The organism is Pseudomonas sp. DCA-1 (assembly GCF_046523955.1).
In the GTDB taxonomy this organism is placed as follows: Bacteria; Pseudomonadota; Gammaproteobacteria; order Pseudomonadales; family Pseudomonadaceae; genus Aquipseudomonas; species Aquipseudomonas putida_Y.
On the sequence record NZ_CP169881.1, the window covers coordinates 3,542,878 to 3,565,948 of the forward strand.

20 protein-coding genes and 1 riboswitch are annotated in these 23,071 nt (G+C 64.2%); of the genes, 14 read left to right on the forward strand and 6 right to left on the reverse strand.

Annotated elements, in window-relative coordinates:
• Nucleotides 1-93: 93 nt before the first annotated feature.
• From ACE4QZ_RS16765 to ACE4QZ_RS16785, 5 genes are all read left to right on the forward strand, one after another.
• Nucleotides 94-2,220 (forward strand): TonB-dependent receptor, encoded by a 2,127-nt coding sequence (locus ACE4QZ_RS16765; RefSeq protein ID WP_031322176.1) that lies wholly within the window; start codon nt 94-96, stop codon nt 2,218-2,220.
• 117 nt (nt 2,221-2,337) lie between these two features.
• On the forward strand, nt 2,338-3,504 hold the full coding sequence (locus ACE4QZ_RS16770; protein WP_021782808.1) for a DUF1624 domain-containing protein: 1,167 nt from the start codon (nt 2,338-2,340) through the stop codon (nt 3,502-3,504).
• Nucleotides 3,505-3,532: 28 nt separating this feature from the next.
• Nucleotides 3,533-3,731, forward strand: a riboswitch (cobalamin riboswitch).
• Nucleotides 3,732-3,841: 110 nt separating this feature from the next.
• The gene (locus ACE4QZ_RS16775; RefSeq protein ID WP_021782809.1) at nt 3,842-4,852 is read left to right on the forward strand and encodes an ABC transporter substrate-binding protein; all 1,011 of its coding nucleotides are present in this window, start codon (nt 3,842-3,844) and stop codon (nt 4,850-4,852) included.
• A complete protein-coding gene (locus ACE4QZ_RS16780; RefSeq protein WP_021782810.1) occupies nt 4,852-5,868 on the forward strand; it encodes a FecCD family ABC transporter permease in 1,017 nt (338 codons plus the stop codon). The genes ACE4QZ_RS16775 and ACE4QZ_RS16780 overlap by 1 nt, the downstream gene beginning before the upstream one ends.
• Nucleotides 5,865-6,653 (forward strand): ABC transporter ATP-binding protein, encoded by a 789-nt coding sequence (locus ACE4QZ_RS16785; RefSeq protein ID WP_021782811.1) that lies wholly within the window; start codon nt 5,865-5,867, stop codon nt 6,651-6,653. The genes ACE4QZ_RS16780 and ACE4QZ_RS16785 overlap by 4 nt, the downstream gene beginning before the upstream one ends.
• 56 nt (nt 6,654-6,709) lie before the next feature.
• Here the strand turns inward: ACE4QZ_RS16785 and ACE4QZ_RS16790 are convergent, their stop codons facing one another.
• The gene (locus ACE4QZ_RS16790) at nt 6,710-7,207 is read right to left on the reverse strand and encodes a GNAT family N-acetyltransferase (protein WP_028697364.1); all 498 of its coding nucleotides are present in this window, start codon (nt 7,205-7,207) and stop codon (nt 6,710-6,712) included.
• Nucleotides 7,208-7,340: 133 nt separating this feature from the next.
• Here ACE4QZ_RS16790 and ACE4QZ_RS16795 point away from each other — a divergent pair, with 133 nt between their 5' ends.
• The 4 genes from ACE4QZ_RS16795 (at nt 7,341) to ACE4QZ_RS16810 (ending at nt 11,905) form a co-directional block, all read left to right on the forward strand.
• Nucleotides 7,341-7,820 carry a hypothetical protein gene (locus ACE4QZ_RS16795; protein ID WP_021782813.1) on the forward strand — a complete coding sequence of 160 codons (480 nt, stop codon included), beginning with the start codon at nt 7,341-7,343 and terminating at the stop codon, nt 7,818-7,820.
• Nucleotides 7,821-7,879: 59 nt separating this feature from the next.
• Nucleotides 7,880-9,451 (forward strand): sensor domain-containing diguanylate cyclase, encoded by a 1,572-nt coding sequence (locus tag ACE4QZ_RS16800; protein WP_021782814.1) that lies wholly within the window; start codon nt 7,880-7,882, stop codon nt 9,449-9,451.
• A gap of 159 nt (nt 9,452-9,610) precedes the next feature.
• Nucleotides 9,611-10,387, forward strand: a complete 777-nt coding sequence (locus tag ACE4QZ_RS16805) for a ParA family protein (RefSeq protein ID WP_021782815.1) — start codon at nt 9,611-9,613, stop codon at nt 10,385-10,387.
• Nucleotides 10,388-10,567: 180 nt separating this feature from the next.
• A complete protein-coding gene (locus ACE4QZ_RS16810) occupies nt 10,568-11,905 on the forward strand; it encodes an MFS transporter (protein WP_021782816.1) in 1,338 nt (445 codons plus the stop codon).
• A gap of 32 nt (nt 11,906-11,937) precedes the next feature.
• Here the strand turns inward: ACE4QZ_RS16810 and ACE4QZ_RS16815 are convergent, their stop codons facing one another.
• The 3 genes from ACE4QZ_RS16815 to ACE4QZ_RS16825 are packed head-to-tail and all read right to left on the reverse strand — an operon-like array spanning nt 11,938 to nt 17,561.
• A complete protein-coding gene (locus tag ACE4QZ_RS16815; RefSeq protein WP_021782817.1) occupies nt 11,938-15,084 on the reverse strand; it encodes an efflux RND transporter permease subunit in 3,147 nt (1,048 codons plus the stop codon).
• 16 nt (nt 15,085-15,100) lie between these two features.
• Complete coding sequence (locus ACE4QZ_RS16820; RefSeq protein WP_021782818.1) at nt 15,101-16,315, reverse strand: efflux RND transporter periplasmic adaptor subunit; 1,215 nt, start codon at nt 16,313-16,315, stop codon at nt 15,101-15,103.
• Nucleotides 16,308-17,561, reverse strand: coding sequence for a TolC family protein (locus tag ACE4QZ_RS16825; protein ID WP_021782819.1), 1,254 nt, complete (start codon nt 17,559-17,561; stop codon nt 16,308-16,310). Before ACE4QZ_RS16825 ends, ACE4QZ_RS16820 begins: the two co-directional genes overlap by 8 nt.
• 263 nt (nt 17,562-17,824) lie before the next feature.
• Here ACE4QZ_RS16825 and aroQ point away from each other — a divergent pair, with 263 nt between their 5' ends.
• Complete coding sequence (gene aroQ, locus ACE4QZ_RS16830) at nt 17,825-18,274, forward strand: type II 3-dehydroquinate dehydratase (RefSeq protein ID WP_021782820.1); 450 nt, start codon at nt 17,825-17,827, stop codon at nt 18,272-18,274.
• Nucleotides 18,271-19,119, forward strand: coding sequence for a shikimate dehydrogenase (locus ACE4QZ_RS16835; protein ID WP_021782821.1), 849 nt, complete (start codon nt 18,271-18,273; stop codon nt 19,117-19,119). Before aroQ ends, ACE4QZ_RS16835 begins: the two co-directional genes overlap by 4 nt.
• A gap of 118 nt (nt 19,120-19,237) precedes the next feature.
• On the opposite strand, the gene ACE4QZ_RS16840 is transcribed toward ACE4QZ_RS16835, so the two are convergent.
• On the reverse strand, nt 19,238-19,753 hold the full coding sequence (locus ACE4QZ_RS16840) for a thioredoxin family protein (RefSeq protein WP_021782822.1): 516 nt from the start codon (nt 19,751-19,753) through the stop codon (nt 19,238-19,240).
• 10 nt (nt 19,754-19,763) lie between these two features.
• A complete protein-coding gene (locus ACE4QZ_RS16845) occupies nt 19,764-20,039 on the reverse strand; it encodes a DUF2790 domain-containing protein (protein WP_021782823.1) in 276 nt (91 codons plus the stop codon).
• Between the two features lie 217 nt (nt 20,040-20,256).
• Here ACE4QZ_RS16845 and ACE4QZ_RS16850 point away from each other — a divergent pair, with 217 nt between their 5' ends.
• From ACE4QZ_RS16850 to ACE4QZ_RS16860, 3 genes are all read left to right on the forward strand, one after another.
• The gene (locus ACE4QZ_RS16850) at nt 20,257-20,997 is read left to right on the forward strand and encodes a response regulator (protein ID WP_003250463.1); all 741 of its coding nucleotides are present in this window, start codon (nt 20,257-20,259) and stop codon (nt 20,995-20,997) included.
• Nucleotides 20,994-22,280: a sensor histidine kinase gene (locus ACE4QZ_RS16855; RefSeq protein WP_021782824.1), complete on the forward strand. Its 1,287-nt coding sequence runs from the start codon at nt 20,994-20,996 to the stop codon at nt 22,278-22,280. Before ACE4QZ_RS16850 ends, ACE4QZ_RS16855 begins: the two co-directional genes overlap by 4 nt.
• Before the next feature lie 169 nt (nt 22,281-22,449).
• A complete protein-coding gene (locus ACE4QZ_RS16860) occupies nt 22,450-23,067 on the forward strand; it encodes a ferric reductase-like transmembrane domain-containing protein (protein ID WP_021782825.1) in 618 nt (205 codons plus the stop codon).
• Nucleotides 23,068-23,071 lie beyond the last annotated feature (4 nt).

Consider the following 23,071-nt stretch of genomic DNA (forward strand, 5'->3'; position numbering starts at 1 on the left):
CGCAGGCCGGAATCCGTGCGCGCGCCTGCCTGCATGGTTCGCCTTTGCGTGTTTTCCACCGGGATCCATTCATTCCTGCAGCAGTGGAACGACATGTCCCGTATGTTCAAGCTTCACCCTCTGGCGGCCTGCCTGGCCGTCACCCTGCCGGCGCTGGCTGATGACCGCGACCCGCAGCCTCTGGCCCTGCCTTCCACGGCCATCACCGACACCCTCGACAGCCGTACCATCGACCTGGCCACGCCGACCCAGGCAGGCTCGCGCCTTGGCCTCAGTGCCCTGGAGACGCCGGCCAGCACCAGCAGTATCAGCGAACGGCAGATTCAGCAGCGCAACAACATCACAGTGCAGGATGCAGTGACCCGCTCGCCGGGCATTACCTTCGTCGGCTCACCGGGGGACGGCGGTACAGGCTTGTCTGCCCGCGGCTTTGCCGGCCACAGCTCGGTGATGACCCTGTTCGACGGCGCGCGCCTGTACACCGGTGCCGGCACCCAGACCTTCCCGGTCGACCCGTGGATGGTCGAACGCATCGAGGTGATTCGCGGCCCGGCCTCGGTACTGCATGGCGAAGGCGCCACCGGCGCGGTGATCAACGTGATCCCGAAAAAACCTTTTGCCGGCGAAGTGCGCAACCACCTGCGCCTGGGTTACGGCTCGTGGGACCGCCAGCAGCTCGGCCTGGACAGCGGCGGCAGCCTCAGCGAGCGCCTGAGCTACCGCCTGACGCTGAACCAGCAGGCCGGCAATGGCTGGGTCGACCGCACCGCTTCACGTAGCCTGGCCATGAGCGCCGCGCTGCGTTTCGATGCCAGTGATGACCTCAGCTTCACGCTGGCCCATGACCGCGGCGATGCACAACCTGCCAACTACTACGGCACCCCGCTGATCGACGGCCACTACCGCAGCAGCCTGCGCAAAAAGAACTACAACGTACAGAACGACGTGCAGCAGTACGTTGATGAATGGACCCGGCTGACAACCGACTGGGCGCTGAACGACCAGCTCAGCGCCAGCAACCAGCTGTACTACATCAAAAGCCGCCGCCACTGGCGCAACGCCGAGGACTACAGCTGGGACGCAGAGCGTCAGCAACTGCTGCGCGGCAGCTACCTGGAGATCAAGCACAACCAGGAGCAGTTCGGCGACCGCCAGACCTTCACCTTCGACCACACCCTGTTCGGCCTGGCCAGCAAGACCGTGCTCGGTGCCGAGTACAACAAGGTGCGCTTCAACGTCGACAGCAATTCCCCCTACAACGATGTCGGCGGCGACTACGTCGACCCGTGGCAGCCACAGCCCGGCGGGTTCCATAGCGCCTCGCCGTTGCGGCCGCAAACGCTCTCGACCACCCATACCTTTGCCCTGTTTGCCGAAAACCGCCTGCAATTGAGCGATCGCCTGTCGTTGGTTACCGGCGTGCGTCGCGACCAGAACCACATCGACCGCAACAACTTGACCAACGACAGCCGCAGCGATCGTAGCCTGCAAGGTGGCAACTGGCGCGTGGGGCTGGTGTATGCACTCAACGACGACCTGTCGTTGTACGGCCAGTACTCAACCAGCGAGGACGGGGTCAACAACCTCATCAGCCTCAGCCCCGCGCAGATGCACTATGACCTGACCAAGGCGAAGCAGACCGAGGCCGGCATCAAGCAGCGCTTTTGGGAGGGGCGTGGCGAATGGACGCTTGCCGCCTACCACATCGTCAAGAAAAAGCTGCTGGTCGACGACCCGATCACGCACGAGAAGCAACAAGCCGGGCAGCAGACCTCCGATGGCCTGGAAGCGACGCTGGAGCTGGCCCTGGCCCATCAGTGGCAGGTGTCGGCCAATGCATCGCTGGTACGCGCCAAGTACGACGACTTCGACGAAATGGTCGGCGGTCTGCCGCAGGACCGCGCAGGCAACCGGCCGGCCAACGTGCCACGGCGTACCGCCAACCTTTGGTTGAGCAAAGGCTTCGGCCAGCAGGTAGAGGCCGGCTTGGGGGCGCGTTATGTGGATGAGCGTTATGCCGATACCGCCAATAACCACAGCGCCCCCGGCTACACCGTGGTCGATGCCAACATCGCCTGGCAAGTGTTGCCGGACGTGAAGCTGGGGTTGCAGTTGAACAACCTGTTCGATCGCGAGTATGTGCAGTCGGCGTTCAGCGGGCAGCAGTGGTTGATGGGGGTGCCGCGGTCTTACTTCGCGACGGTGGATTACAGCTTCTGATCTGGATGGCTTGTGCTGCGAAGAGCCCGGCACAGGCCACACAAAAACCTCTATTCCCTTTTAGCATATTGTTATACGATAACGTTTCACATGAAATCCATTCTTATTAGACAGCCCATGACAAGTGCCAGCGCCACGCCCACGCTGATCACCCAGCGCCTGCAGAGCATCGATGCCCTGCGCGGCCTGGTGATCCTGTTCATGCTCCTGGACCACGTCCGCGAGACTTTCTTCCTGCACCACCAGGTCAGCGATCCCATGGCCATCGACACCACGGAACCGGCGCTTTTCTTCAGCCGCACCCTCGCCCACTTGTGTGCGCCGGTGTTCGTCCTGCTGACCGGCCTGTCGGCCTGGCTGTATGGCGAGAAGTATCAGGGCCGTGGCGACGTCTCGGCGTTCCTGCTCAAACGCGGGCTGTTCCTGGTGGTGCTGGAGTTCACCCTGGTCAACTTCGCCTGGACCTTCCAGTTGCCCCCCAGCGTGATTTACCTGCAAGTGATCTGGGCCATCGGCGTCAGCATGATCGCCCTGTCGCTGCTGGTGTGGCTGCCACGCGCCGCGCTACTCGCCCTGGGCGCCATCATCGTCGCCGGCCACAACCTGCTCGACGGCGTGCACTTCGGCGTAGAGTCAGCCCTGCATGTGCCGTGGGCAATCCTGCATGATCGTGGCTGGCTGGCGTTTTCCGAGACCCTGCACCTGCGCACGTCTTACCCGGTGCTGCCTTGGATCGGCGTCATCGCCCTGGGTTACGGCCTGGGGCCCTGGTTCGCCCGTGGCAGCGATGCCGGACAACGCCAGCAACACCTGCAGGTAGCCGGTTTGCTCGCGCTGCTTGGCTTTGCCCTGCTGCGCATGTTCAATGGTTACGGTGAGGCGCCGTGGAGCGGTTATCCAACCTTCACGCAAACCCTGATGAGCTTCTTCAACATCACCAAATACCCACCGTCGCTTCTGTTCCTGGCCCTGACCCTGGGCTGTGGCCTGCTGCTGTTACGCGCGTTCGAGCGGGCCGGCCAAGTGCGCTGGATCACGGCACTGGCGGTGTTCGGTGCGGCACCGATGTTCTTCTACCTGCTGCACCTGTATGTGCTGAAGCTGCTGTACCTGGCCTGCGTGGCGCTGTTCGGGCTCAACCATGGCGACTACTTCGGTTTCGACGGTATTGCAGCGGTGTGGCTGGGCGCGGTGCTGCTGGCGGTTTCGCTGTACCTGCCGGTGCGCGGGTTCGCCCGGCTGAAACAGCGCCGCCGCGACATCAGCTGGCTGAAGTACTTCTGAAAAGCGTTTTCCCCCGGCGCCGCGATGGTCTACCATGCGGGCCGCCGGTTTCCACCACGGAACTAACAGGGAATCCCAGGCCCGCCAATACGGGCCAAACGGAACTGCCCCCGCAACTGTAGGTGCCGAGCCTGCTCCACCCATGCCACTGGGCCTACCGCCCGGGAAGGCCGGAGCCAGGCCATGACGCACCAGTCAGGAGACCTGCCGGCCTGCATTCACCAACCGGCGGGGTGTCCGGGATTGGCCGTCAGTGTTGCCCCAGCCACCCGCTGGGGCTCGGCGATGCCTGTCCGTGCGTTCCTCACCAGAACTGTCCGATAGGAGATCGCCCAGCATGCTGCCCCGTTTCGCCACCCTGCTCGCGGGCCTAGGCCTCACCGGCCTGGCCCAGGCCGCTGCCACCCACTACCCGCTGACGATCGACAACTGCGGCAAGCCGCAGACTTTTGCTCAGGCACCGCAGCGCGCCGTCACCATCGGCCAGGCCGGTACCGAGCTGCTCTATGCCTTGGGGCTGGGTGACAAGCTGGCGGGCACCTCGCTGTGGTTCAACAACGTATTGCCTGAATACCAGGCAGTGAACGCCAAGGTTCCACGCCTGGCCGACAACGAACCCAGCTTCGAGGCGGTGGTCGGCAAGCACCCGCAGCTGGTCGCGGTGCAGTTCGAATGGATGGTCGGTGCCCAGGGCTCGGTCGCCACCCGCGAGCAGTTCGATGAACTGAAGATCCCCACCTACGTGCTGCCATCGGACTGCGAAGGCAAGGACAACCTGGTCGGTGCAGACGGCACCCGCCTGCAAGCGTTCCAGGTAGACAGCATCTACAAGAGCGTCAGTCAACTGGCCGAGATCTTCGACGTTCAGGACCGCGGTGCGGCCCTGAACGCCGAGTTGCAAGGGCATCTGGACAGCGCCAGGGCGCGGCTGGCCGGCAAGGACTTGTCGGCAACTTCGGCGCTGTTCTGGTTCTCCAGCGCCGACCTTCACATCGATCCCTATGTGGCCGGCCGCCAGGGTGTCGCCGACTTCATGCTGCGCACCCTTGGTGTGCGCAACGTGGTCGAGTCCAGCGAAGAATGGCCAAGCGTAGGGTGGGAAACCCTGGCCAAGGCCAATCCGACCTGGCTGATCATCGCGCGCATGGACCGCCGCCGTTTCCCCGCCGACGACTACCAGAAAAAGCTCGAATTCCTGCGCAGTGATCCGGTAACCCGCAACATGGACGCAGTGAAGCACGACCGTATCATTATCCTTGACGCCGACGCCATGCAGGCCGGTATCCGCCTGTTCCGCGGCGTTCAAACGCTGTCCACGGCCTTCGCCAGCGGTAAAGCAGCCCAGTGATGATTCGCCTGTTACCCTGCATCGCCGTTGCCCTGGCCGCCCTGTTGGCTGCCCTGCTGGCCGGCACCGCCATCGGCGAAACCAACCTGTCGCCCAGCGTGGTCGGCCAGGTGCTGGCCAACCACCTGTGGCAAGCCGCCTACCCGGTGGACCCGATCGACGCCGGCATCGTCTGGAACTACCGCCTGACCCGCACCCTGGTCGCAGCCGCTTGTGGCGCCGGGCTGGCCACCTGCGGTGTCATCCTGCAGGCGATGTTGCGCAACCCACTGGCCGAGCCCTACTTGCTGGGGCTGTCTGCCGGTGCCTCGACCGGCGCGGTACTCGTCGGCCTGCTGGGCCTGGGTAGCCTGGCGTTAAGCATGTCCGCAGGGGCTTTCATCGGTGCCGTGGCCGCATTCGCCTTGGTACTGGTGCTGGCCCGCGCGGCCGGCCCCAGCAGCAACAATGCCCAGGTGATCCTTGCCGGTATCGCCGGCTCGCAACTGTTCAATGCACTGACCGCCTTCCTGATCACCAAGTCGGCCACCGCCGAGCAGGCGCGCGGTATCCTGTTCTGGCTGCTGGGCAACCTGAGCGGCGTGCGCTGGCCTTCGGTGTGGCTGGCTGTGCCGGTGGCGATTTTCGGTTTGCTGGTGTGCCTGTGGCACCGCCGTGCTCTGGATGCCTTCACCTTCGGTACCGATTCGGCCGCCTCGCTGGGCATCCCGGTGCGGCGCACCCAGTTGCTGCTGATCAGTTGTGCAGCGCTGGTGACAGCTGTGATGGTGTCCATTGTCGGCGCCATCGGGTTTGTCGGGCTGGTAATACCCCATGCCCTGCGCCTTCTGCTCGGCCCCGGGCACAGCCGTCTGTTGCCCGCCAGCGCACTGGGCGGTGCGCTGTTCCTGATTGCGGCAGACATTCTTTCACGCACGCTGATCGCCGGCCAGGTGATCCCGGTGGGCGTGGTGACTGCGCTGATCGGTGCCCCCGTATTCGCGCTGATTCTGGTTAGCCGTCGGGGGCGCCCATGACCGCCATGACAGCAGTTCGCATCCCTCCGCTGGCCTGCCATGGGCTGGGGCTGCAACTGGCCGGCAATACCGTGCTCAGCGATATCGACCTCAGCGTTGTCGCCGGTGAAACCCTGGGCATTGTCGGCCCTAACGGCTCGGGCAAATCCTCGCTACTGAAGTTGCTGGCAGGGTTGCGCAAACCGGCCTGCGGCAGCGTGCAGCTCATGGGTGAGCCACTGGCACAGATGCCCCGCCGCCGTGTTGCCCAGATGCTGGCGCTGGTCGAGCAACAGGCCGACACCCTCGATGCGATCAGCGTGTTCGACGCGGTTGCCTTGGGCCGCACACCCTGGCTCTCGGCCCTGGCACCGTTCTCGCGGCAGGACCGCGCCATCGTCGAGCAAGCCCTGACCGACCTCGATGCCCTGCACCTGCGCACGCGCCTGTGGGGGTCGCTGTCCGGTGGCGAGCGCCAGCGTGTACACATCGCCCGCGCGCTGGCCCAACGGCCGCAGGTGCTGCTGCTGGACGAGCCGACCAACCACCTGGACATCCAGCATCAGCTAAGCCTGCTGCAACAAGTGCAGGCGCTGCCGGTAACCTCCCTGGTGGCGCTGCATGACCTCAACCAGGCGCTGACCTGCGACCGTGTCGCGGTTCTCGACAAAGGCCGCCTGATCGCCCTCGGCAAACCCTTCGAGGTGCTTACCCCCAAGCGCCTGCTGAGCACCTTCGGCGTCCACGCCCACTACCTCACCGACCCTTTCGACGGCGCGCGCATCCTGCGCTTTCGCGCCCCCTGAACCAAGTAGCCCTGCCCATGCTGTTGCGTCATTGCCAACAGGCACGTTCCCACAGGTCAGCGTAATCGCAACTGCATGTGCGTGGTCTGCCACACCGGGTCTTGCTCCACATCCACCAGCGTGAACCCTTGCCGCTCCCAGAACGCAATGGCGCCCGGCAGAAACGGATGAGTATGCAGGTAAAGGCAGTCGACGCCCGCTTGCATCGCCCGTTCGCGCAAGGCACCAAACAAGGCAGCCGCCAGGCCATGCCTGCGGTAGGCCGGCAACACGAACAGCCGCACCACCTCGACTACCCGCTCTGCGCGGTAATCAAGCTGGACAAAGCGATGGTCATAGGGCAAGTAACCTATCACCGCGACCAGCCGCTCACCCTCACGGGCTTCCAGAAAACAACCCGCGCCGTCCAGGTAAGTGTCGGCGAAATGCGTAAGGTCACGCGGCAAGGGTGCATTGGCGAGCATCGGAAAAAGCGCGCGGCGAGCGCTGTCGACAAACGCCAGCACTTCGGCAATGGCGTCACGCGCTACAGGTTGCAGGGTCCAGTTCGGCATCGGGCGGTTGCCAGTGTGATCGGGAGCGCACGGTTCTACCGCAGCCTGCCGCTCAAGGCAAATCACAGGGCTCGTCGCGGCAAGGCGGACACCGGTATAATCGGCAGTCTTCACTGCCCGACCAGGCCACACCATGCCTCGCCTCCCGAAGTTGCTGTTCCCCCTGTTGCTGGCTGCTGCACTCACCGCCTGCGACCAGAAACCCTCCCGTGAAGAACAGATCCTCGCCCAGCTGCCGCTGCAGGACGCCTACACGCACAACATCGAGCGCATGTCCGCGCTGCTGGGCCGCACTCACCCGCAGCTGTCGCAAGCGACCATCCAGGACGTACTGCGCAAGCACCTGACCGTCGAGGACCAGCGCCGGGACCTGTTCCGCCTGTACAGCGAAAAGAACTTCAGCGACGCCGAATTCGCCACCATCGTCGCCGCCACCCAGGACCCCGCCAAAGCGCGCGCCCTGGAAGACACCGAAGCCGGCAAACGCTTGAGCGAAAAACTCACCGCGCTGATGCGCGAAACCGCCCGCGATGTGAGCGTGCAGGCCTTGGTCGAACAGCGCATGCAACAGGTGGAAGATGAGCTTGATGCACTGGACAAGGCAGGCTCTTGAGCGCCACCCGCTAAGGTAACTCCCGTTCAGCAGCCCTTTACGATCACCCGAGGTCAGGATTGCCACACACCAAGCACGGATTGCGCCTGGATCTACGTACACTCATTCTGGTGCTCTGCGCCCTGACCGCAGTGGTCATGCTGTGCGCCAGCTATTTCGCCAGCTACCGGGTGCAGCGCCAGCTACTGATCGACAATGCCCTGGAAGCCAACCGGGTGTATGCGAGAAAGCTGGCCAGCATCACCGAAACCTTCATTGGCAGCGCCTTGCAGCAACTGATGTTCAGCGCCGGTGTACAAAGCCGACAGTTGAGCGACACCGCAGCGCTGCAGGTAGAGACTGACCGCGTGCTGGGCCAGAGCATGGCCTTCAACTCCACCTTCGTGATCGATGCCAACGGGGTACTGCTGGCAGTATCCCCCGCCCCGCTACGCCACCTGATCGGCACCCACGTGCAGTCGCCCGGCGCTCAGGAAGCCCTGCACGAACGCCGTCCACTGGTTTCCACGCCCTACCTGTCGGCGGCCGACAACCTGGTGGTGGTGCTGTCGCAACCCATTTTCGACAACAACGGTCGCTACCTGGGGTATGTGGGTGGCAGCCTCTATCTGCGTGAACACAACATCCTCAACAGCCTGCTGGGCGAGCATTTCTACAAGGACGGTTCGTACCTGTATGTGGTCGACCGCAACCGACGCCTGCTGTACCACCCCAATAGCGAACGGGTAGGCACGGTGGTGGAGGGCAATGCGCTGGTTGACCAGCTGGCGACACTGGACAGCGGTACCCGGCAGCTGACCAATAGCCTAGGCGTGGAAATGCTCGCCGGTTTCGCCACTGTACCCAGCGCCGGCTGGGGCGTGGTAGCGCAGCAGCCTTTGGCGCAGACGGTGACGCCGCTGAACCATCTGGTGCTGAACGTGATCGCCAGTTCGGCGCCTTTGGCGCTGGTTGGCAGCCTGCTGCTGTGGTGGTTGGCTCGTACCATCGCCCGGCCGCTGTGGAAACTGGCCGCGAGTGCCCGCACGATGGACCGCGCCGGTACCGCCGAACGCTTGCATCAGGTGCGGGCCTGGTACTTCGAGGCGGCAGAGCTCAAGCGCGCATTGCTGTTCAGCCTGAACTTGCTGCAAGAACGCATCGGCCGGCTCAATCGGGACGCCCAGACCGACCCGCTGACCGGCCTGGGCAACCGCCGCAGCCTGGAATTCAGCCTTTCGTTACTGGAAGCTGAAAACCGGGAGTTTGCTGCCATTGCGCTGGATATCGACCATTTCAAGCGGATAAATGACAGCCATGGACACGAAGTGGGCGACCAGGTGCTGCGCCAGCTGGCGGAGCTCATGCGCCGTTGTTGCCGCGAGGGCGACCTGTTGTGTCGCACCGGCGGCGAGGAGTTCTTGATATTGCTGCCTGGGGCAACCCTGAATGTGGCCGCCGCAGTGGCCGAACGGTTGCGTGTGACCGTACAGGATATGCCGGTGGAACCGGTGGGGGCAGTGACAATTTCGCTGGGGGTGACGCACTGGGATGGCGAGACGCACGGCGAGCCCATGAACGCATTGGGCGAGGCTGACCGGGCGCTTTACCGGGCCAAGCAAGAGGGGCGCAACCGGGTCGCTTTTGCCTGAACGCCTTGTGTTGTCACCATGGAACGGGCTCGCCCGTGAAAATGCCGATACAGGCAGCGATGCATCGCTGCCCTGTAACAATTCCTGTCATAAAACTGCAGCGTTTCAGTCATAGGATTGACCCCGACCTGACATTTTCACTTCATGGATGAGCGTCTCATGCGTCGTGTGGTTTTCAATCAGAAAGGTGGCGTTGGCAAATCCAGCATTGCCTGCAACCTCGCCGCAGCCAGTGCCGCCGAGGGCTACCGAACCTTGCTGGTCGACCTCGACCCACAGGCCAATGCCACCTTCTACCTGACCGGGCTGGCCAACGACACCATTCCTGCCGGCATCGCCGACTTCTTCCGCCAGACCTTGTCGCCGGTTACTGCCGCCGGCAAGAAGCACCGCGTGGCAATCACCGAAACCCGCTACAGCAACCTGCACCTGGTCACCGCCAGCCCTGACCTCAGCGACCTGCAAAGCAAGCTGGAGAGCAAGTTCAAGATCAACAAGCTGCGCAAGTTGCTGGTGGCGCTGGGCGAGGACTACGAGCGGATCTACATCGACACCCCGCCCGCACTGAACTTCTATACCTTCAGCGCGCTGGTGGCGGCCGAGCGTCTGTTGATTCCGTTCGACTGCGACAGTTTCTCGCGCCAGGCCCTGCACAGTGTCATGGCCGAGGTCGAAGAACTGCGCCAGGACCACAACCCCGCGCTGCAGGTGGAAGGTGTGGTGGTCAATCAGTTCGCCGGCCGCACCGCACTGCACCAGACCCTGGTCGATCAACTGCGCAGCGAAGGCCTGCCGGTGCTGCCGGTGTACCTGAGCAGTTCGATCAAGATGCGTGAATCGCACCATGCCTCGGTGCCATTGGTGCATTTGGCGCCACGGCATAAACTGGCCCTGGAATTTGTCGATTTGCTGGATGTGCTTGAGCGTGCGGCCTGACAGGCCTTTTGAGGCACTCCGGCTGTAACCTGCTGCATCGGTTGAATCAGGTATACCGAGGTCGCCCTCGACAAAGCGCCTTGCAGCGCCCGGCTATCTACTGGCAAGCACAATAACGATGGCGCGGCCCTACCGCGCCACTTTCATCATGGCTGCCAAAGGAAACCGGAGAGCTCCCGCATGTCCGCACATCATGAGGTATCCCCCGCCACCCTGCGCAGGGTGATAGCCGCTTCGGCCATCGGCAACTTCGTCGAATGGTTCGACTTCGCCGTGTACGGCTTTCTCGCCACGCTGATCGCCAGCCAGTTCTTTGCCAGCGAAGACGCCAGCGTGGCCTTGCTCAAAACCTTCGCGGTGTTCGCCGTGGCCTTCGCCCTGCGCCCCTTGGGCGGCATCGTCTTCGGTGCCTTGGGCGACCGACTGGGTCGCAAGCGCATCCTGTCGCTGACCATCCTGCTGATGGCCGGCTCCACCACGTTGATCGGCCTGCTGCCGACCTATGCCAGCATCGGCCTGGCAGCCCCGGCGCTGCTGACCCTGGCCCGCTGCCTGCAGGGGTTTTCTGCCGGTGGCGAATATGCCGGGGCCTGCGCCTACCTGATGGAGCACGCGCCTGACGACAAGCGCGCCTTTTATGGCAGCTTCGTACCTGTGTCGACCTTTTCCGCCTTTGCCTGCGCAGCGGTGATCGCTTATGGCCTGGAGGCCAGCCTGTCGACCGAGGCGATGAATGCCTGGGGCTGGCGCATTCCGTTCCTGATTGCCGCACCGCTGGGCCTGGTCGGCCTGTACCTGCGCTGGCGCATGGAGGAAACCCCGGCGTTCCGCGAAGCCGTCGCCCAAGGCAAGGAGCACGAGCATTCACCGCTGAAGGAAACCCTGCGCCACCATGGCCGGGTCATCCGCAACCTGGGGGCGTTCATTTCGCTGACCGCGTTGTCGTTCTACATGTTCACCACCTACTTCGCCACCTACCTGCAACTGGTCGGCAACCTGACCCGCGCGCAGTCACTGCTGGTGACCACCGTGGCCCTGCTGTTCGCCGCCGTGGGCTGCCCGCTGGCCGGTGCATTTTCGGACCGGGTGGGGCGGCGCAAGACCATCGGTTTTACCTGCCTGTGGATGATGCTTAGCGTGTTCCCGGCGTACTGGCTGGCCAGCTCTGGCTCGATGTCGGGTGCGTTGCTGGGGGTGATCCTGCTAGCGGTGGGGGCACTGTGCAGTGGCGTGGTTACCGCAGCATTGCTGTCGGAAAGTTTCCCTACACGTACCCGCTATACCGCTTCGGCGATTACCTACAACGTGGCCTACACGCTATTTGGCGGCACTGCGCCGCTGGTGGCAACCTGGCTCATCGGCCAAACCGGCAGCAGCCTGGCACCGGCGTTCTACCTGGTGGTGATTGCGCTGGTGGCGTTGGTGGGCGGCTTGGCGTTGCCGGAAACTTCGCGGATTTCTTTGCATGAGGACATGAGCATGGACGGTGTGCGGGCCGGAACCCGAAACACCGTCTGAAATTTCCGGGGCTGCCTTGCAGCCCCGACTGCTCAGCCTTCCTGCTGCTCTTCCCGCCGATACGCCCACTGATACAACGCCGGCAACACCAGCAACGTCAGCGCTGTAGAGGACAAGATCCCGCCAATCACCACCGTTGCCAGTGGCCGTTGCACCTCCGCACCGGTCCCGGTGGCCAAGGCCATCGGAATGAACCCCAGCGAGGCCACCAGCGCCGTCATCAGTACCGGCCGCAATCGGGTCAGCGCACCCTCCTCGACCGCCGCCCGCAGCGTGCGCCCTTCCTCGCGCAGCCCGCGGATAAAGGCAATCATCACCAGCCCGTTCAGCACTGCCACTCCCGACAATGCAATGAACCCGACCCCGGCAGAAATGGACAGCGGAATATCACGCGACCACAGCGCCAGCACCCCGCCGGTCAGCGCAAAGGGGATGCCGGTGAACACCAGCAGGCCGTCCCTGAGGTTGTTGAACATCATCAGCAACAGTGCCATGACCAGCAGCAAGGCTACCGGTACCACCACCTGCAAGCGCTCGGCCGCCGACTGCAACTGCTCGAACTGGCCTCCCCAACGCGTCCAGTACCCCGGTGGCACCTGCACCTGGTCGATCAGGGCCTGCTCGGCCTCTTGCACAAACGAGCCCAGGTCGCGTCCACGCACGTTGGCACTGACCACCACCACACGCTTGCCATCCTCGCGGCTCACCTGATTCGGGCCCAGTTGCAGGTTCAGCGTGGCTACCTGCGACAGCGGGATGAAACCGATTTGCCCGGCCCCCTCAGCAGCACTGGCCGGTACGGGAATCAGCAGGCTGGCCAGCCCGTCGACATCGGTACGCAAGGTTTCCGACAGGCGCACGACCATGTCGAAGCGGCGGTCGCCCTCATACAGCGTACCGGCGGTGCGGCCACCCACGGCAATGGCGATGGCGCCCTGCACATCGCCCACATTCAGGCCATGACGGGCGGCCTTGTCACGGTCGATGTCGATGGTCAGTACCGGCAAGCCCGTGGTCTGCTCCACCTTCACCTCGGACGCGCCTGGCACCCCTTGCAGGCTGGTGGCGATCTGCGCGGCAGTGCGATTGAGCACCTCCATGTCGTCTCCGAACAGCTTCACCGCCACATCGCTGCGCACCCCGGAAATCAGCTCGTTGAAGCGCAGCTGAATGGGCTGCGACAGCTCATAGTTGCTGCCCGGTACACTGGCAGCGGCACGTTGCACCTGGGCGATCAGTTCATCCCGCGGCTTGCCCGGGTCAACCCATTGTTCGCGCGGGCGCAGCATCACGTAGGCATCGGAAATGTTCGGTGGCATCGGGTCGGAGGCAATCTCGGCAGTGCCGGTGCGGGCAAACACCCGCTCCACCTCGGGCACCTGGGCGATGATCGCCTGCTCCAGGCGCTGCTGCATGTCCACCGACTGCGACAGGCTGGTGCCCGGCACTCGCAGGGCCTGCAGGGCGAAGTCACCCTCGCTGAGGCTGGGGATGAACTCGCTGCCCATGCGGCTGGCCACCACGCCGGACAACAGCACCAGGGCGGCGGCAGCAGCAAACGCCAGTTTGCGCCGGCCCAGCACCCAGGCCAGCACCGGGGCATAGCGCTGACGTGCCGTACGCATCACCAGGCCTTCCTCCTCCTTGACCTTGCCGGTGACGAACAGGGCAATGGCCGCCGGTACGAACGTGACCGAGAGGACCATCGCACCCAACAGGGCCATGACCACGGTGAAGGCCATGGGGTGGAACATCTTGCCCTCGACCCCGGTAAGGGCAAAGATCGGCAGGTACACCACCATGATGATCAACTGCCCATAGATCAGCGGCCGGCGTGCTTCGCGGGCGGCGGCAAACACCTCATGGAACCGTTCGGCGCGGGTCAGCATGCGACCGTGGCGCAGCTGGGCATGGGCCAGGCGACGGATGGCGTTTTCCACGATCACCACCGCGCCGTCGACGATGATGCCGAAGTCCAGCGCGCCCAGGCTCATCAGGTTGGCACTGACCTTGTTGCTGAACATGCCGGTAAAGGTGAACAGCATCGAAAGCGGGATAACCATGGCCGTGATCAGCGCAGCACGGATGTTGCCGAGGAACAGGAACAGCACGGCAATCACCAGGATTGCACCTTCGATCAGGTTCTTCTTCACCGTGGCGATCGCTTTCTCCACCAGGTGGGTGCGGTCGTACACCGTCACTGCCACTACGCCCTTGGGCAGGTTGCGATTGATCTCGACCAGTTTTGCAGCGACCGCCTGCGACACCGTGCGACTGTTCTCGCCAATCAGCATGAACACCGTGCCCAGCACGACTTCCCGACCGTTTTCGGTGGCTGCCCCCGAGCGCAGCTCTTGGCCAAGGCCAACCTGGGCGACATGGCTGACGCGGATCGGCGTGCCGTCGACGCTGGAAATAACGATGTTGGCAATGTCTTCGGCCGAGGCCACCTGGCCAGGCGCGCGAATCAGCAACTGCTCGCCATTGCGCTCGATATAGCCAGCGCCAATGTTGGCGTTATTGCGCTCCAGCGCTGCAATCAGGTCGTTGAGGGTGAGCTTGTAGGCCGCCAGGCGTTTGGGCTCTGGTGCAATAAGGTATTGCTTGGCATGGCCACCGATGCTGTTGACCTCGGCCACACCCGGCACATTGCGCAGCTGCGGCTTGATGATCCAGTCCTGAATCACCCGCAGGTCGGTTGGGGTGTAAGGTGTACCGTCTTCCTTGAGCGCCCCCTCCTGGGCTTCCACCGTCCACAGGAAGATTTCCCCCAGGCCGGTGGAGATCGGCCCCATGCTCGCCTCGATGCCCTCAGGCAATTGCTCGCGGGCCACCTGCAGGCGCTCGTTGACCAGTTGGCGGGCGAAGAAGATATCGGTGCCATCATCGAAAATGACCGTGACTTGCGACAGGCCCGAGCGCGACAGCGAGCGGGTCTGCTTGAGCCCTGGCAGGCCGGCCATGGCGGTTTCGATGGCAAAGGTGATGCGCTGCTCGGTCTCCAGCGGCGAATAGCCGGGGGCGGCGGTGTTGATCTGCACCTGGACGTTAGTGATGTCCGGCACAGCATCGATCGGCAGTTTCTGGTAGCTGTGGATACCCACCGCGGCCATCAGGACCACGGCCAGCATCACCACCAGGCGCTGCTCGATGGCAAATTGAATCAGGCGTTCGAACATGCAGGTGTCCCCGTGATCAGTGGCTGTGCTCGGCCGAGCCCTTGCCCAGTTCCGACTTGAGGACAAAGCTGCCAGCGGCCGCAACCTGAGTACCGGCGGCCAGGCCGCTGGTGATTTCCACCTGGCCAGCATCGCGGCGGCCAGTCTTCACCGGGCGCGCCTCGAAGCCTTCCGCAGTGCGGGCAAACACCACGGTCTGCGCCTCCCAGGTTTGCAGGGCGCTTTCCGGCACCGCCACGGCGGCCTCGAAGCGGTCGACGCTGACAGCCACGTTGACGAACAGCCCGGGGCGCCAGGCGCCATTGGGATTGGCAAGTGTGGCGCGCACAGTGGCGGCGCGGTTCTGCTCGCCGAGCAGGCTGCCGACGTAATTGACCTTGCCCTGGACCTCGGCGCCCAGGTCCGGCGCACTGACCCTGACATCGCGGCCGGTCACCACCTTGTCCAGGTCACGAGGGGCCACGGCGAAGGTGGCCCACACCCGGCTCAGGTCGGACAGGGTGAACGCGTTGCTGGTCGCGTCGACCACCTCACCCACGGTCAGGTGCTTTTCCACGACGAGCGCATCGAAGGGTGCGCGCAGTTCATAGCGGTTGCCGGCACCGGCCGGGCCCACCGCCGCGACCTTCTGCCGAGCGTTGGCCAGAGCGATCTCGGCCTCCTGCAGGGCCTGGCGCGCCTGCAGGTAATCCTGCTCGGCGCTGATTCGCTCCTGCCACAGCTGTTGCTCCCGCTGAAAGGTCAACCGCGCCAATTCCAGACGACGCTGGGCGGCCTGCTGTTCGCTGCGCAGGTCGGAGATCTGCTGGCTGGCAATCACCGCCAGTACCTGGCCGCGCCTGACCGCCTGGCCCAACTCGGCTTGCACCGCTTCGACCACACCCGGCACGCGGGGTACCACATGTGCGGTGCGGTCCTCGTCAAAGCGGATCTCACCCGGGAAGCTGATGGCGGTGCCCAACTCACGGGGGCCAGCGGCAGCCAGTTGCACGCCAGCCGATTCGATCTGCGCGACAGACAGGTGCAACTGGCCCTCTTCTTCGCCATGCCCCTCCTCTGTAGGGCCTGCGGCGGCCTGCTCTGCAGCGTGGCCGTGGCTGTCTTGACCATGGTCGTCATGGGGGGCTTGAGCCTTGGACGCCTGGCCGAGTGTGCCGGTCCAGGCCAGGCCAGCGAGGCCAAGGGCCGCAACGGCAGTGGCCAGAAGGGCTAGCTTGCGTGGGTTAGTCATTGTTGCTCCTGCTATCGGGTTTGTTGCTCAGGCCATCAAGATCGCCGTAGATCCGCTCCACGTGTGCACGCGCGTCGGTCGCCGAGGCCAGCGCCTCGAGGTACAGCCCGCGAGCCTCGATCAGCGTGCGCTGGGCGTCGAGTACATCGAGAAAAGCGAACTTGCCCATTTCAAAACCGCGGGTGGCGGTGTCCACGGCCTGCTGCGCAGCCGGCAGGATGGTGCGGTCGTAGGCTTCAACGTCCTGCATCGCCGTCTCCCACTGGCTGATGGCACTGCGGGTTTCACTTCGCAGACGCAGCTCCACGGCATTGCGCAGGTCGCGCGCCTGATCGGCACGGCGCGCAGCCGCCAGGACATTGCCCTGGTTGCGGTCGAACAGCGGCAACGGCATGGACAGGCCAACCACGTTCACCCGCTCCCGGTCTTCGCGGCTGTACTGGCTGCCAAGGCTGACGGTGAGGTTGGGGAAACGCTGGGCTTTTTCCGAACCCAGGGACGCATCGCCGCGCTCGACCTGGGCAGCGGCCAGGCGCCATTCAACGGTCTGTTCGACCTGTTCAAGCAAGGTGTCGGCACCCGGCGCGATGCCTGGCGAAAGGTTGGCCGCCTGTAACCGTTCAAAGCTTGCCATCGGGCTGCCCGTCAACCGGGCCAAGGCCTGGTAGGCCACGCTGCGCTGGGTTTTCGCGCGGCGCACTTCGGTCTGGGCCTGGGCCAGTTGCACCTGGGCACGGGTGGCCTCCACCGGTGATGACTGGCCTGCCGTAACCCGCCCTTGCACCACCCGCAGGCCGCGTTCAGTCAATGCCTGCGACTGCTGCGCCAGCTCCAGCGCGGTCTGCGCACGCAAGGCAGCGTGGAAAGCCTGCACCACATCGGCCCGCAGGGCGTTGCGCTGGCGCTCCAGGTCGAGCAGGGCAATGGCCTGGCCGGCCTCCGCCACGGCGAGACGTGCGCCACGCTTTCCGCCCAGTTCCAGCGGCTGGCTGAGGGTGACGGTGGTGGTGGTGGTGTCGCGACGGGTGTCCTCGACCTCCCAGGCCAGCTCCGGGTTGGGGATCAGCCCGGCTTGGCGCCATTCGCCATCGGCAATGCCAATTTCACGGCCGGCTGCAGCCAGCTCCGGGTTCTGGGCGAAAGCGGCGGCAAGCGCCTGGGGCAGGCTCAGCGCCTGGCTGGCCTGGGCGCCGGTGGCACTGGCCAGCAACAGACAGAGCAAGGCGATCTTGCGGGGGATGGGCACGACACAGGTCCTCTCGGCGAAGCATTGGCGAGGGACTGTAGAAAGGGCCGGTTATCGGGGCGGTGGCGGCAAGATTACAATTTTGTAATGACGCGCTGCGTTGCTTTGCAGGCGCAGCCTTGTGCTGCTGGGCACAGGACGGTGAACGCCCAAGAAGTTCGATAATCGCCCACTTTCCCGGTGCGACGATCTTGTCCAATTGACGGAACTAACCAGTCAGTACAAAACTACGTGCATTCAACAACAACAAAGCGATGCCCGTCATGAAGCCCCTTATTCTCGTGCTCAACGGCCCCAACCTGAACATGCTGGGCACCCGCGAGCCTGCCCAGTACGGCCACGAAACCCTCGCTGACCTGGCTCAGGGATGTGCCGATACTGCCCACGCCCACGGCCTGGAAATCGAGTTTCGCCAAACCAACCACGAAGGCGAACTGATCGACTGGATCCACGCTGCCCGTGGCCGCTGCGCCGGCATCGTGATCAACCCTGGCGCCTGGACGCACACCTCGGTGGCCATCCGCGATGCCCTGGTGGCCAGCGAACTGCCGGTGATCGAGGTGCACCTGTCCAATGTGCATAAACGCGAGCCGTTCCGTCACTTGTCGTTCGTATCGTCCATCGCCGTCGGTGTCATCTGCGGCCTGGGCAGCCACGGCTACCGCATGGCGCTGAGCCACTTCGCCGAGTTGCTGCAGGAGCGTACGGCATGAGCCAGCAAGCCATCCTCGCCGGCCTGATCGGCCGCGGCATTCAACTGTCACGTACGCCGGCCCTGCATGAACACGAAGGCGACGCCCAGGCCCTGCGCTACTTGTACCGGCTGATCGACGCCGACCAGCTGCAACTGGACGACAGCGCCCTGCCCGGCCTGCTCGAAGCCGCGCAACATACCGGCTTCACCGGGCTGAACATTACCTACCCGTTCAAGCAGGCGATCCTGCCGTTGCTCGACGAACTGTCCGACGAGGCCCGTGGTATCGGCGCGGTAAATACCGTGGTGCTCAAGGACGGCAAGCGAGTCGGCCACAACACAGACTGCCTGGGCTTTGCCGAAGGCTTGCGCCGTGGCCTTCCCGGTGCGGCACGGCGCCAGGTGGTACAGATGGGTGCCGGTGGCGCTGGCTCGGCCGTGGCCCATGCCCTGCTGGGTGAAGGGGTAGAGCGGCTGGTGCTGTTCGAAGTGGACGCAGCCCGTGCGCAGGCGCTGGTGGACAACCTGAACGCCCATTTCGGCGCGGAGCGCGCCGTGCTTGGCACCGACCTGGCCGCAGCCCTGGCCGAAGCGGACGGGCTGGTCAACACCACGCCGGTGGGCATGGCCAAGCTACCGGGCACGCCACTGCCGGTGGAATTGCTGCATGCCCGCCTGTGGGTGGCCGAGATCATCTACTTCCCGCTGGAGACCGAACTGCTGCGCGCGGCCCGGGCACTGGGCTGCCGCACGCTGGATGGCAGCAACATGGCGGTGTTCCAGGCGGTGAAAGCATTCGAGCTGTTCAGCGGGCGGCAGGCGGATGCGGCACGAATGCAGGCGCACTTTGCCAGTTTCACCTGATAGAAAAGTGTTGGCTTCTTCGCGGGCACGCCCGCTCCCGCAGGTACTGCGCAAACGTTACTGATTGCACTCTCCCTGTGGGGGCGGGCATGCCCGCGAAGAGGCCGGTACAGGAGAATCACTCTTTTTCATCCAGCAAAGCCTGTATCACCTGTTCCTGCCCGCCATAATCCCCCTCGCCAAAGTGCACATGGCGCACCTGCCCCTTGCGGTCGACAAAGTAATGCGCCGGCCAGAACTGGTTGCCCCAGGCATTCCACACCTTGTAGTCGTTATCTACCGCCACCGGATACCCGATACCCAACCGGGCAACCTTGCTCCGCAAAGTGCCGACATCATGCTCGTAGTCGTACTCGGGTGTGTGCACCCCCACCACCACCAGCCCTTGATCGGCATAGCGCCGCGCCCACTCATTCACATGCGGCAGGCTGCGCCGGCAGTTGATGCAGTCCCAGGTCCAGAAGTCCACCAGCACCACTTTGCCCTTGAGCCCCGGGGCATCCAGCGGCGCCGAATTCAACCACTGGCTGGCGCCGGACAGCGACGGCATGGCGCCGTAGCTGTCGCGGGCCTTCAGGTGCCCAGCCAATCCAAGCCCCATCAGCGCCAGCGCAAAACCACCTGCCTTGAGCATCCGGCGGCGATCAGTTGTCATGGCAACCGCCCGTGGCGTAGGTGCGGTACTGCACGCTTTGCCGCTGGCCATGGGAGTCAAGGTAGTCCATTCGGGTATTCACCAGGCCACAGGCGTTACTCTGGTCATCCTGAACCGACAGCACTTTCTTCACATCCAGAGGCTCACCGTAGCGGTACTGCATGACCCCGCCATCCTGCATCGGGGCAGTGCTGGCCTGGGCAGCGATGGCGCCGAAGCTGAGCACGGCGAACAGGCTGGCGCTGGCGATAGTCTTGACGTTCATGGCATCTCTCCTGAGTAACAATTGGGGGGGAGTGTTGCTCCCCGGTCGAGAGCCATTTCACGCCTGCCAGGTATCGCGCATGTGTCGTCCAGCGTTGTGATGTGCTTCCTGCTGTATCTCTGCCCGTGCCAGATACACTGCAATACAAACTCCCGCAGGCAAGGACGAACGCGCTCGGTACACTGCGCCCAACCCCCTTTGCACAGGAACCCAGCGCATGGAACACGTCGATCACATCCTGATCGTCGACGACGACCGCGAGATCCGCGAACTGGTCGGCAATTACCTGAAGAAGAACGGCCTGCGCACCAGCATCGTTGCCGATGGCCGGCAGATGCGCGCCTTTCTCGAAGCCAACAGCGTCGACCTGATCGTGCTCGACATCATGATGCCCGGCGACGACGGTCTGCTGTTGTGCCGCGAGCTGCGCGCCGGCAAGCACCGCAACACGCCGGTGCTGATGCTGACCGCCCGCAATGACGAAACCGACCGCATCATCGGTCTGGAAATGGGCGCCGACGACTACCTGACCAAACCGTTCTCGGCCCGCGAACTGCTCGCCCGCATCAACGCCGTGCTGCGCCGCACACGCATGCTGCCACCCAACCTGACCATCAGTGAAAGCAGCCGCCTGCTGGGTTTCGGTCAATGGCGCCTGGACACCACCGCGCGCCACCTGCTCGACAGCGAAGGCACCCTGGTGGCCCTGAGCGGCGCCGAATACCGCCTGCTGCGGGTGTTCCTCGACCACCCGCAGCGGGTGCTCAGCCGTGAACAGCTGCTTAACCTGACCCAGGGCCGCGAAGCCGACATCTTCGACCGCTCCATCGACTTGCTGGTCAGCCGCCTGCGCCAGCGCCTGGGTGACGATGCCCGCGAGCCCAGCTGCATCAAGACCGTGCGCAGCGAGGGCTACGTGTTCTCGCTGCCGGTGCAACTGCTCGAGTCCCCCTCATGAAATGGCCACGCACCCTGGCCTCGCGCCTGGCACTGATCTTCTTCACCGGCCTGGTGTTGGCCTATGGTCTGTCGTTTGGCCTGCAGGCCTACGAGCGCTATATCAGCAGCCGCTCGATGATGCTCAGCAACCTCGAGCAGGACGTGGCGACCTCGGTTGCCATCCTTGACCGCCTGCCCGCAGCCGAGCGTGCCGCCTGGCTGCCGCGCCTGGAACGGCGCACCTATCGCTATCGCCTCGACCAAGGCCTGGCCGGCAAAGCGATGCCGAGCAGTGACCCACCGATGGCCGCCGCGTCGATCGTCAAGGCCATTGGCAGCGACTACCGCCTGACCTTTCTGGAAATCCCTGGGCCCAATGCGCATTTCCAGGCACACCTGAACCTGGCCGACGGCACGCCCCTGACCATCGACGTAACGCCAACACCGGTCCCGGTAGCCCGTTGGTTGCCTGTGGTGCTGCTGATTCAGCTCGCTGTGCTGTTGCTGTGCACTTGGCTGGCCGTACGCCTGGCCATCGGCCCGTTAACCCGTCTGGCCCAGGCCGTGGACAACCTCGACCCGGACCAGCCCGGCGTGCAACTGGATGAAAGCGGCCCACGCGAGGTGCGTTACGCTGCCGTGGCCTTCAACGCCCTGCAGGCGCGCATTGCTGCCCACCTCAAGGAACGCATGCAGTTGCTGGCGGCCATTTCCCACGACCTGCAAACACCGATCACTCGCATGAAGTTGCGGGTCGAAGTGATGGATGAGGGGGTCGAAAGGGACAAGTTCTGGAACGACCTGGATGAAATGGAACACCTGGTGCGCGAAGGCGTGGCTTATGCCCGCAGCATGGACAGCAGCACCGAAGCGACCTGCCGGGTCAACCTTGATGCCTTTCTCGACAGCCTGGTATTCGACTACCAGGACAGCGGCGCCCAGGTCGAACGCCACGGCAACAGCGGTACCCTGCTGGAAACCCGCCCGCACGCACTGCGCCGGGTACTGGTGAACCTGGTCGACAACGCCCTGAAGTTTGCAGGTGCTGCCGAGCTGCATGTGTCCCGCGAGGGCAGTACCACCATCATCCGCGTGCTCGACAACGGGCCAGGGATACCCGGTGACGAGCTGGATGAAGTGCTCAAGCCGTTCTACCGGGTAGAAGGCTCACGCAATCGCAGCACGGGTGGCACCGGCTTGGGACTGGCCATTGCCCACCAGCTGATCCAGGCCATGGGGGGGCGGCTGACACTGAGCAACCGCGAACAGGGCGGATTGTGCGCGCAGATCGAACTCACCTGAAGTGCATCTGCGATCGCTGGCAGGAACGGCCTTGGATCTCGATCGGGCCGCTCCTGTAAAAAGCGAGGTCGCCTCTACAAACAGATACACAACTGCATCCCCCTGACACACTGCAGATACCCCACCTCGAGACACTCCCGGTCACACAACCACACCCCGGGAGACCCTCATGAAAGCCTTCACCTTGCCCTCCGGCTGGAAGCTGTTCGCCGCCCTTGCCGGCCTGACCCTGGCGATGAGCGCCGTGGTCCTGGCCAGCCAACCTGACCCGGACGGCTTGCGCAGTGCCATTCGTGCCACCGCACGCAGCTCGTTCGCACTGTTCTTGCTGGCGTTCCTGGCCTCGTCGCTGGTGACCTTGCTGCCTGGCACCTCAAGCCGCCGCATCCTTCAGGAGCGACGCTACCTGGGGTTGGCATTCGCGTTCTCCCACACCGTGCATGGCGTGCTGATTTATCGCTACGCCCAGCAATTCCCCGAACTGTTCTGGGCAGGCCGCACGCTCACGTCCAGCCTGCCCGGTACGGTCGGCTACCTGTTCTTGCTGCTGCTCACCGCCACCTCGTTCAAGGCGCCCATGCGGCTGTTGGGCGGCCGTGCCTGGCAAGCGCTGCACAGCAGCGGCATGTGGGTACTGGCTGGGGTGTTCTGCCTGTCCTTCTACAAACGCATTCCCATGGGGGGCTGGTACCCGCTGGCGTTCGCCCTGATGTTCAGCGCCATCGCCGTCAAGCTCACCGCCAAAGTGGCCCGTAAACAACGCCGCAGCACCCGCGCCCTTGCCTGAAGAG

What these genes read in the sequence shown, in the direction of transcription:
- ACE4QZ_RS16820 (WP_021782818.1), bottom strand. Translation starts at nt 16,315, where the DNA reads ATGACTAACCCACGCAAGCTAGCCCTTCTGGCCACTGCCGTTGCGGCC.
- ACE4QZ_RS16790 (WP_028697364.1), bottom strand. Translation starts at nt 7,207, where the DNA reads ATGCCGAACTGGACCCTGCAACCTGTAGCGCGTGACGCCATTGCCGAA.
- ACE4QZ_RS16840 (WP_021782822.1), bottom strand. Translation starts at nt 19,753, where the DNA reads ATGCTCAAGGCAGGTGGTTTTGCGCTGGCGCTGATGGGGCTTGGATTG.
- ACE4QZ_RS16770 (WP_021782808.1), top strand. Translation starts at nt 2,338, where the DNA reads ATGACAAGTGCCAGCGCCACGCCCACGCTGATCACCCAGCGCCTGCAG.
- aroQ (WP_021782820.1), top strand. Translation starts at nt 17,825, where the DNA reads ATGAAGCCCCTTATTCTCGTGCTCAACGGCCCCAACCTGAACATGCTG.
- ACE4QZ_RS16855 (WP_021782824.1), top strand. Translation starts at nt 20,994, where the DNA reads ATGAAATGGCCACGCACCCTGGCCTCGCGCCTGGCACTGATCTTCTTC.
- ACE4QZ_RS16805 (WP_021782815.1), top strand. Translation starts at nt 9,611, where the DNA reads ATGCGTCGTGTGGTTTTCAATCAGAAAGGTGGCGTTGGCAAATCCAGC.
- ACE4QZ_RS16775 (WP_021782809.1), top strand. Translation starts at nt 3,842, where the DNA reads ATGCTGCCCCGTTTCGCCACCCTGCTCGCGGGCCTAGGCCTCACCGGC.
- ACE4QZ_RS16850 (WP_003250463.1), top strand. Translation starts at nt 20,257, where the DNA reads ATGGAACACGTCGATCACATCCTGATCGTCGACGACGACCGCGAGATC.
- ACE4QZ_RS16815 (WP_021782817.1), bottom strand. Translation starts at nt 15,084, where the DNA reads ATGTTCGAACGCCTGATTCAATTTGCCATCGAGCAGCGCCTGGTGGTG.
- ACE4QZ_RS16785 (WP_021782811.1), top strand. Translation starts at nt 5,865, where the DNA reads ATGACCGCCATGACAGCAGTTCGCATCCCTCCGCTGGCCTGCCATGGG.
- ACE4QZ_RS16845 (WP_021782823.1), bottom strand. Translation starts at nt 20,039, where the DNA reads ATGAACGTCAAGACTATCGCCAGCGCCAGCCTGTTCGCCGTGCTCAGC.
- ACE4QZ_RS16810 (WP_021782816.1), top strand. Translation starts at nt 10,568, where the DNA reads ATGTCCGCACATCATGAGGTATCCCCCGCCACCCTGCGCAGGGTGATA.
- ACE4QZ_RS16765 (WP_031322176.1), top strand. Translation starts at nt 94, where the DNA reads ATGTCCCGTATGTTCAAGCTTCACCCTCTGGCGGCCTGCCTGGCCGTC.
- ACE4QZ_RS16835 (WP_021782821.1), top strand. Translation starts at nt 18,271, where the DNA reads ATGAGCCAGCAAGCCATCCTCGCCGGCCTGATCGGCCGCGGCATTCAA.
- ACE4QZ_RS16780 (WP_021782810.1), top strand. Translation starts at nt 4,852, where the DNA reads ATGATTCGCCTGTTACCCTGCATCGCCGTTGCCCTGGCCGCCCTGTTG.
- ACE4QZ_RS16860 (WP_021782825.1), top strand. Translation starts at nt 22,450, where the DNA reads ATGAAAGCCTTCACCTTGCCCTCCGGCTGGAAGCTGTTCGCCGCCCTT.
- ACE4QZ_RS16795 (WP_021782813.1), top strand. Translation starts at nt 7,341, where the DNA reads ATGCCTCGCCTCCCGAAGTTGCTGTTCCCCCTGTTGCTGGCTGCTGCA.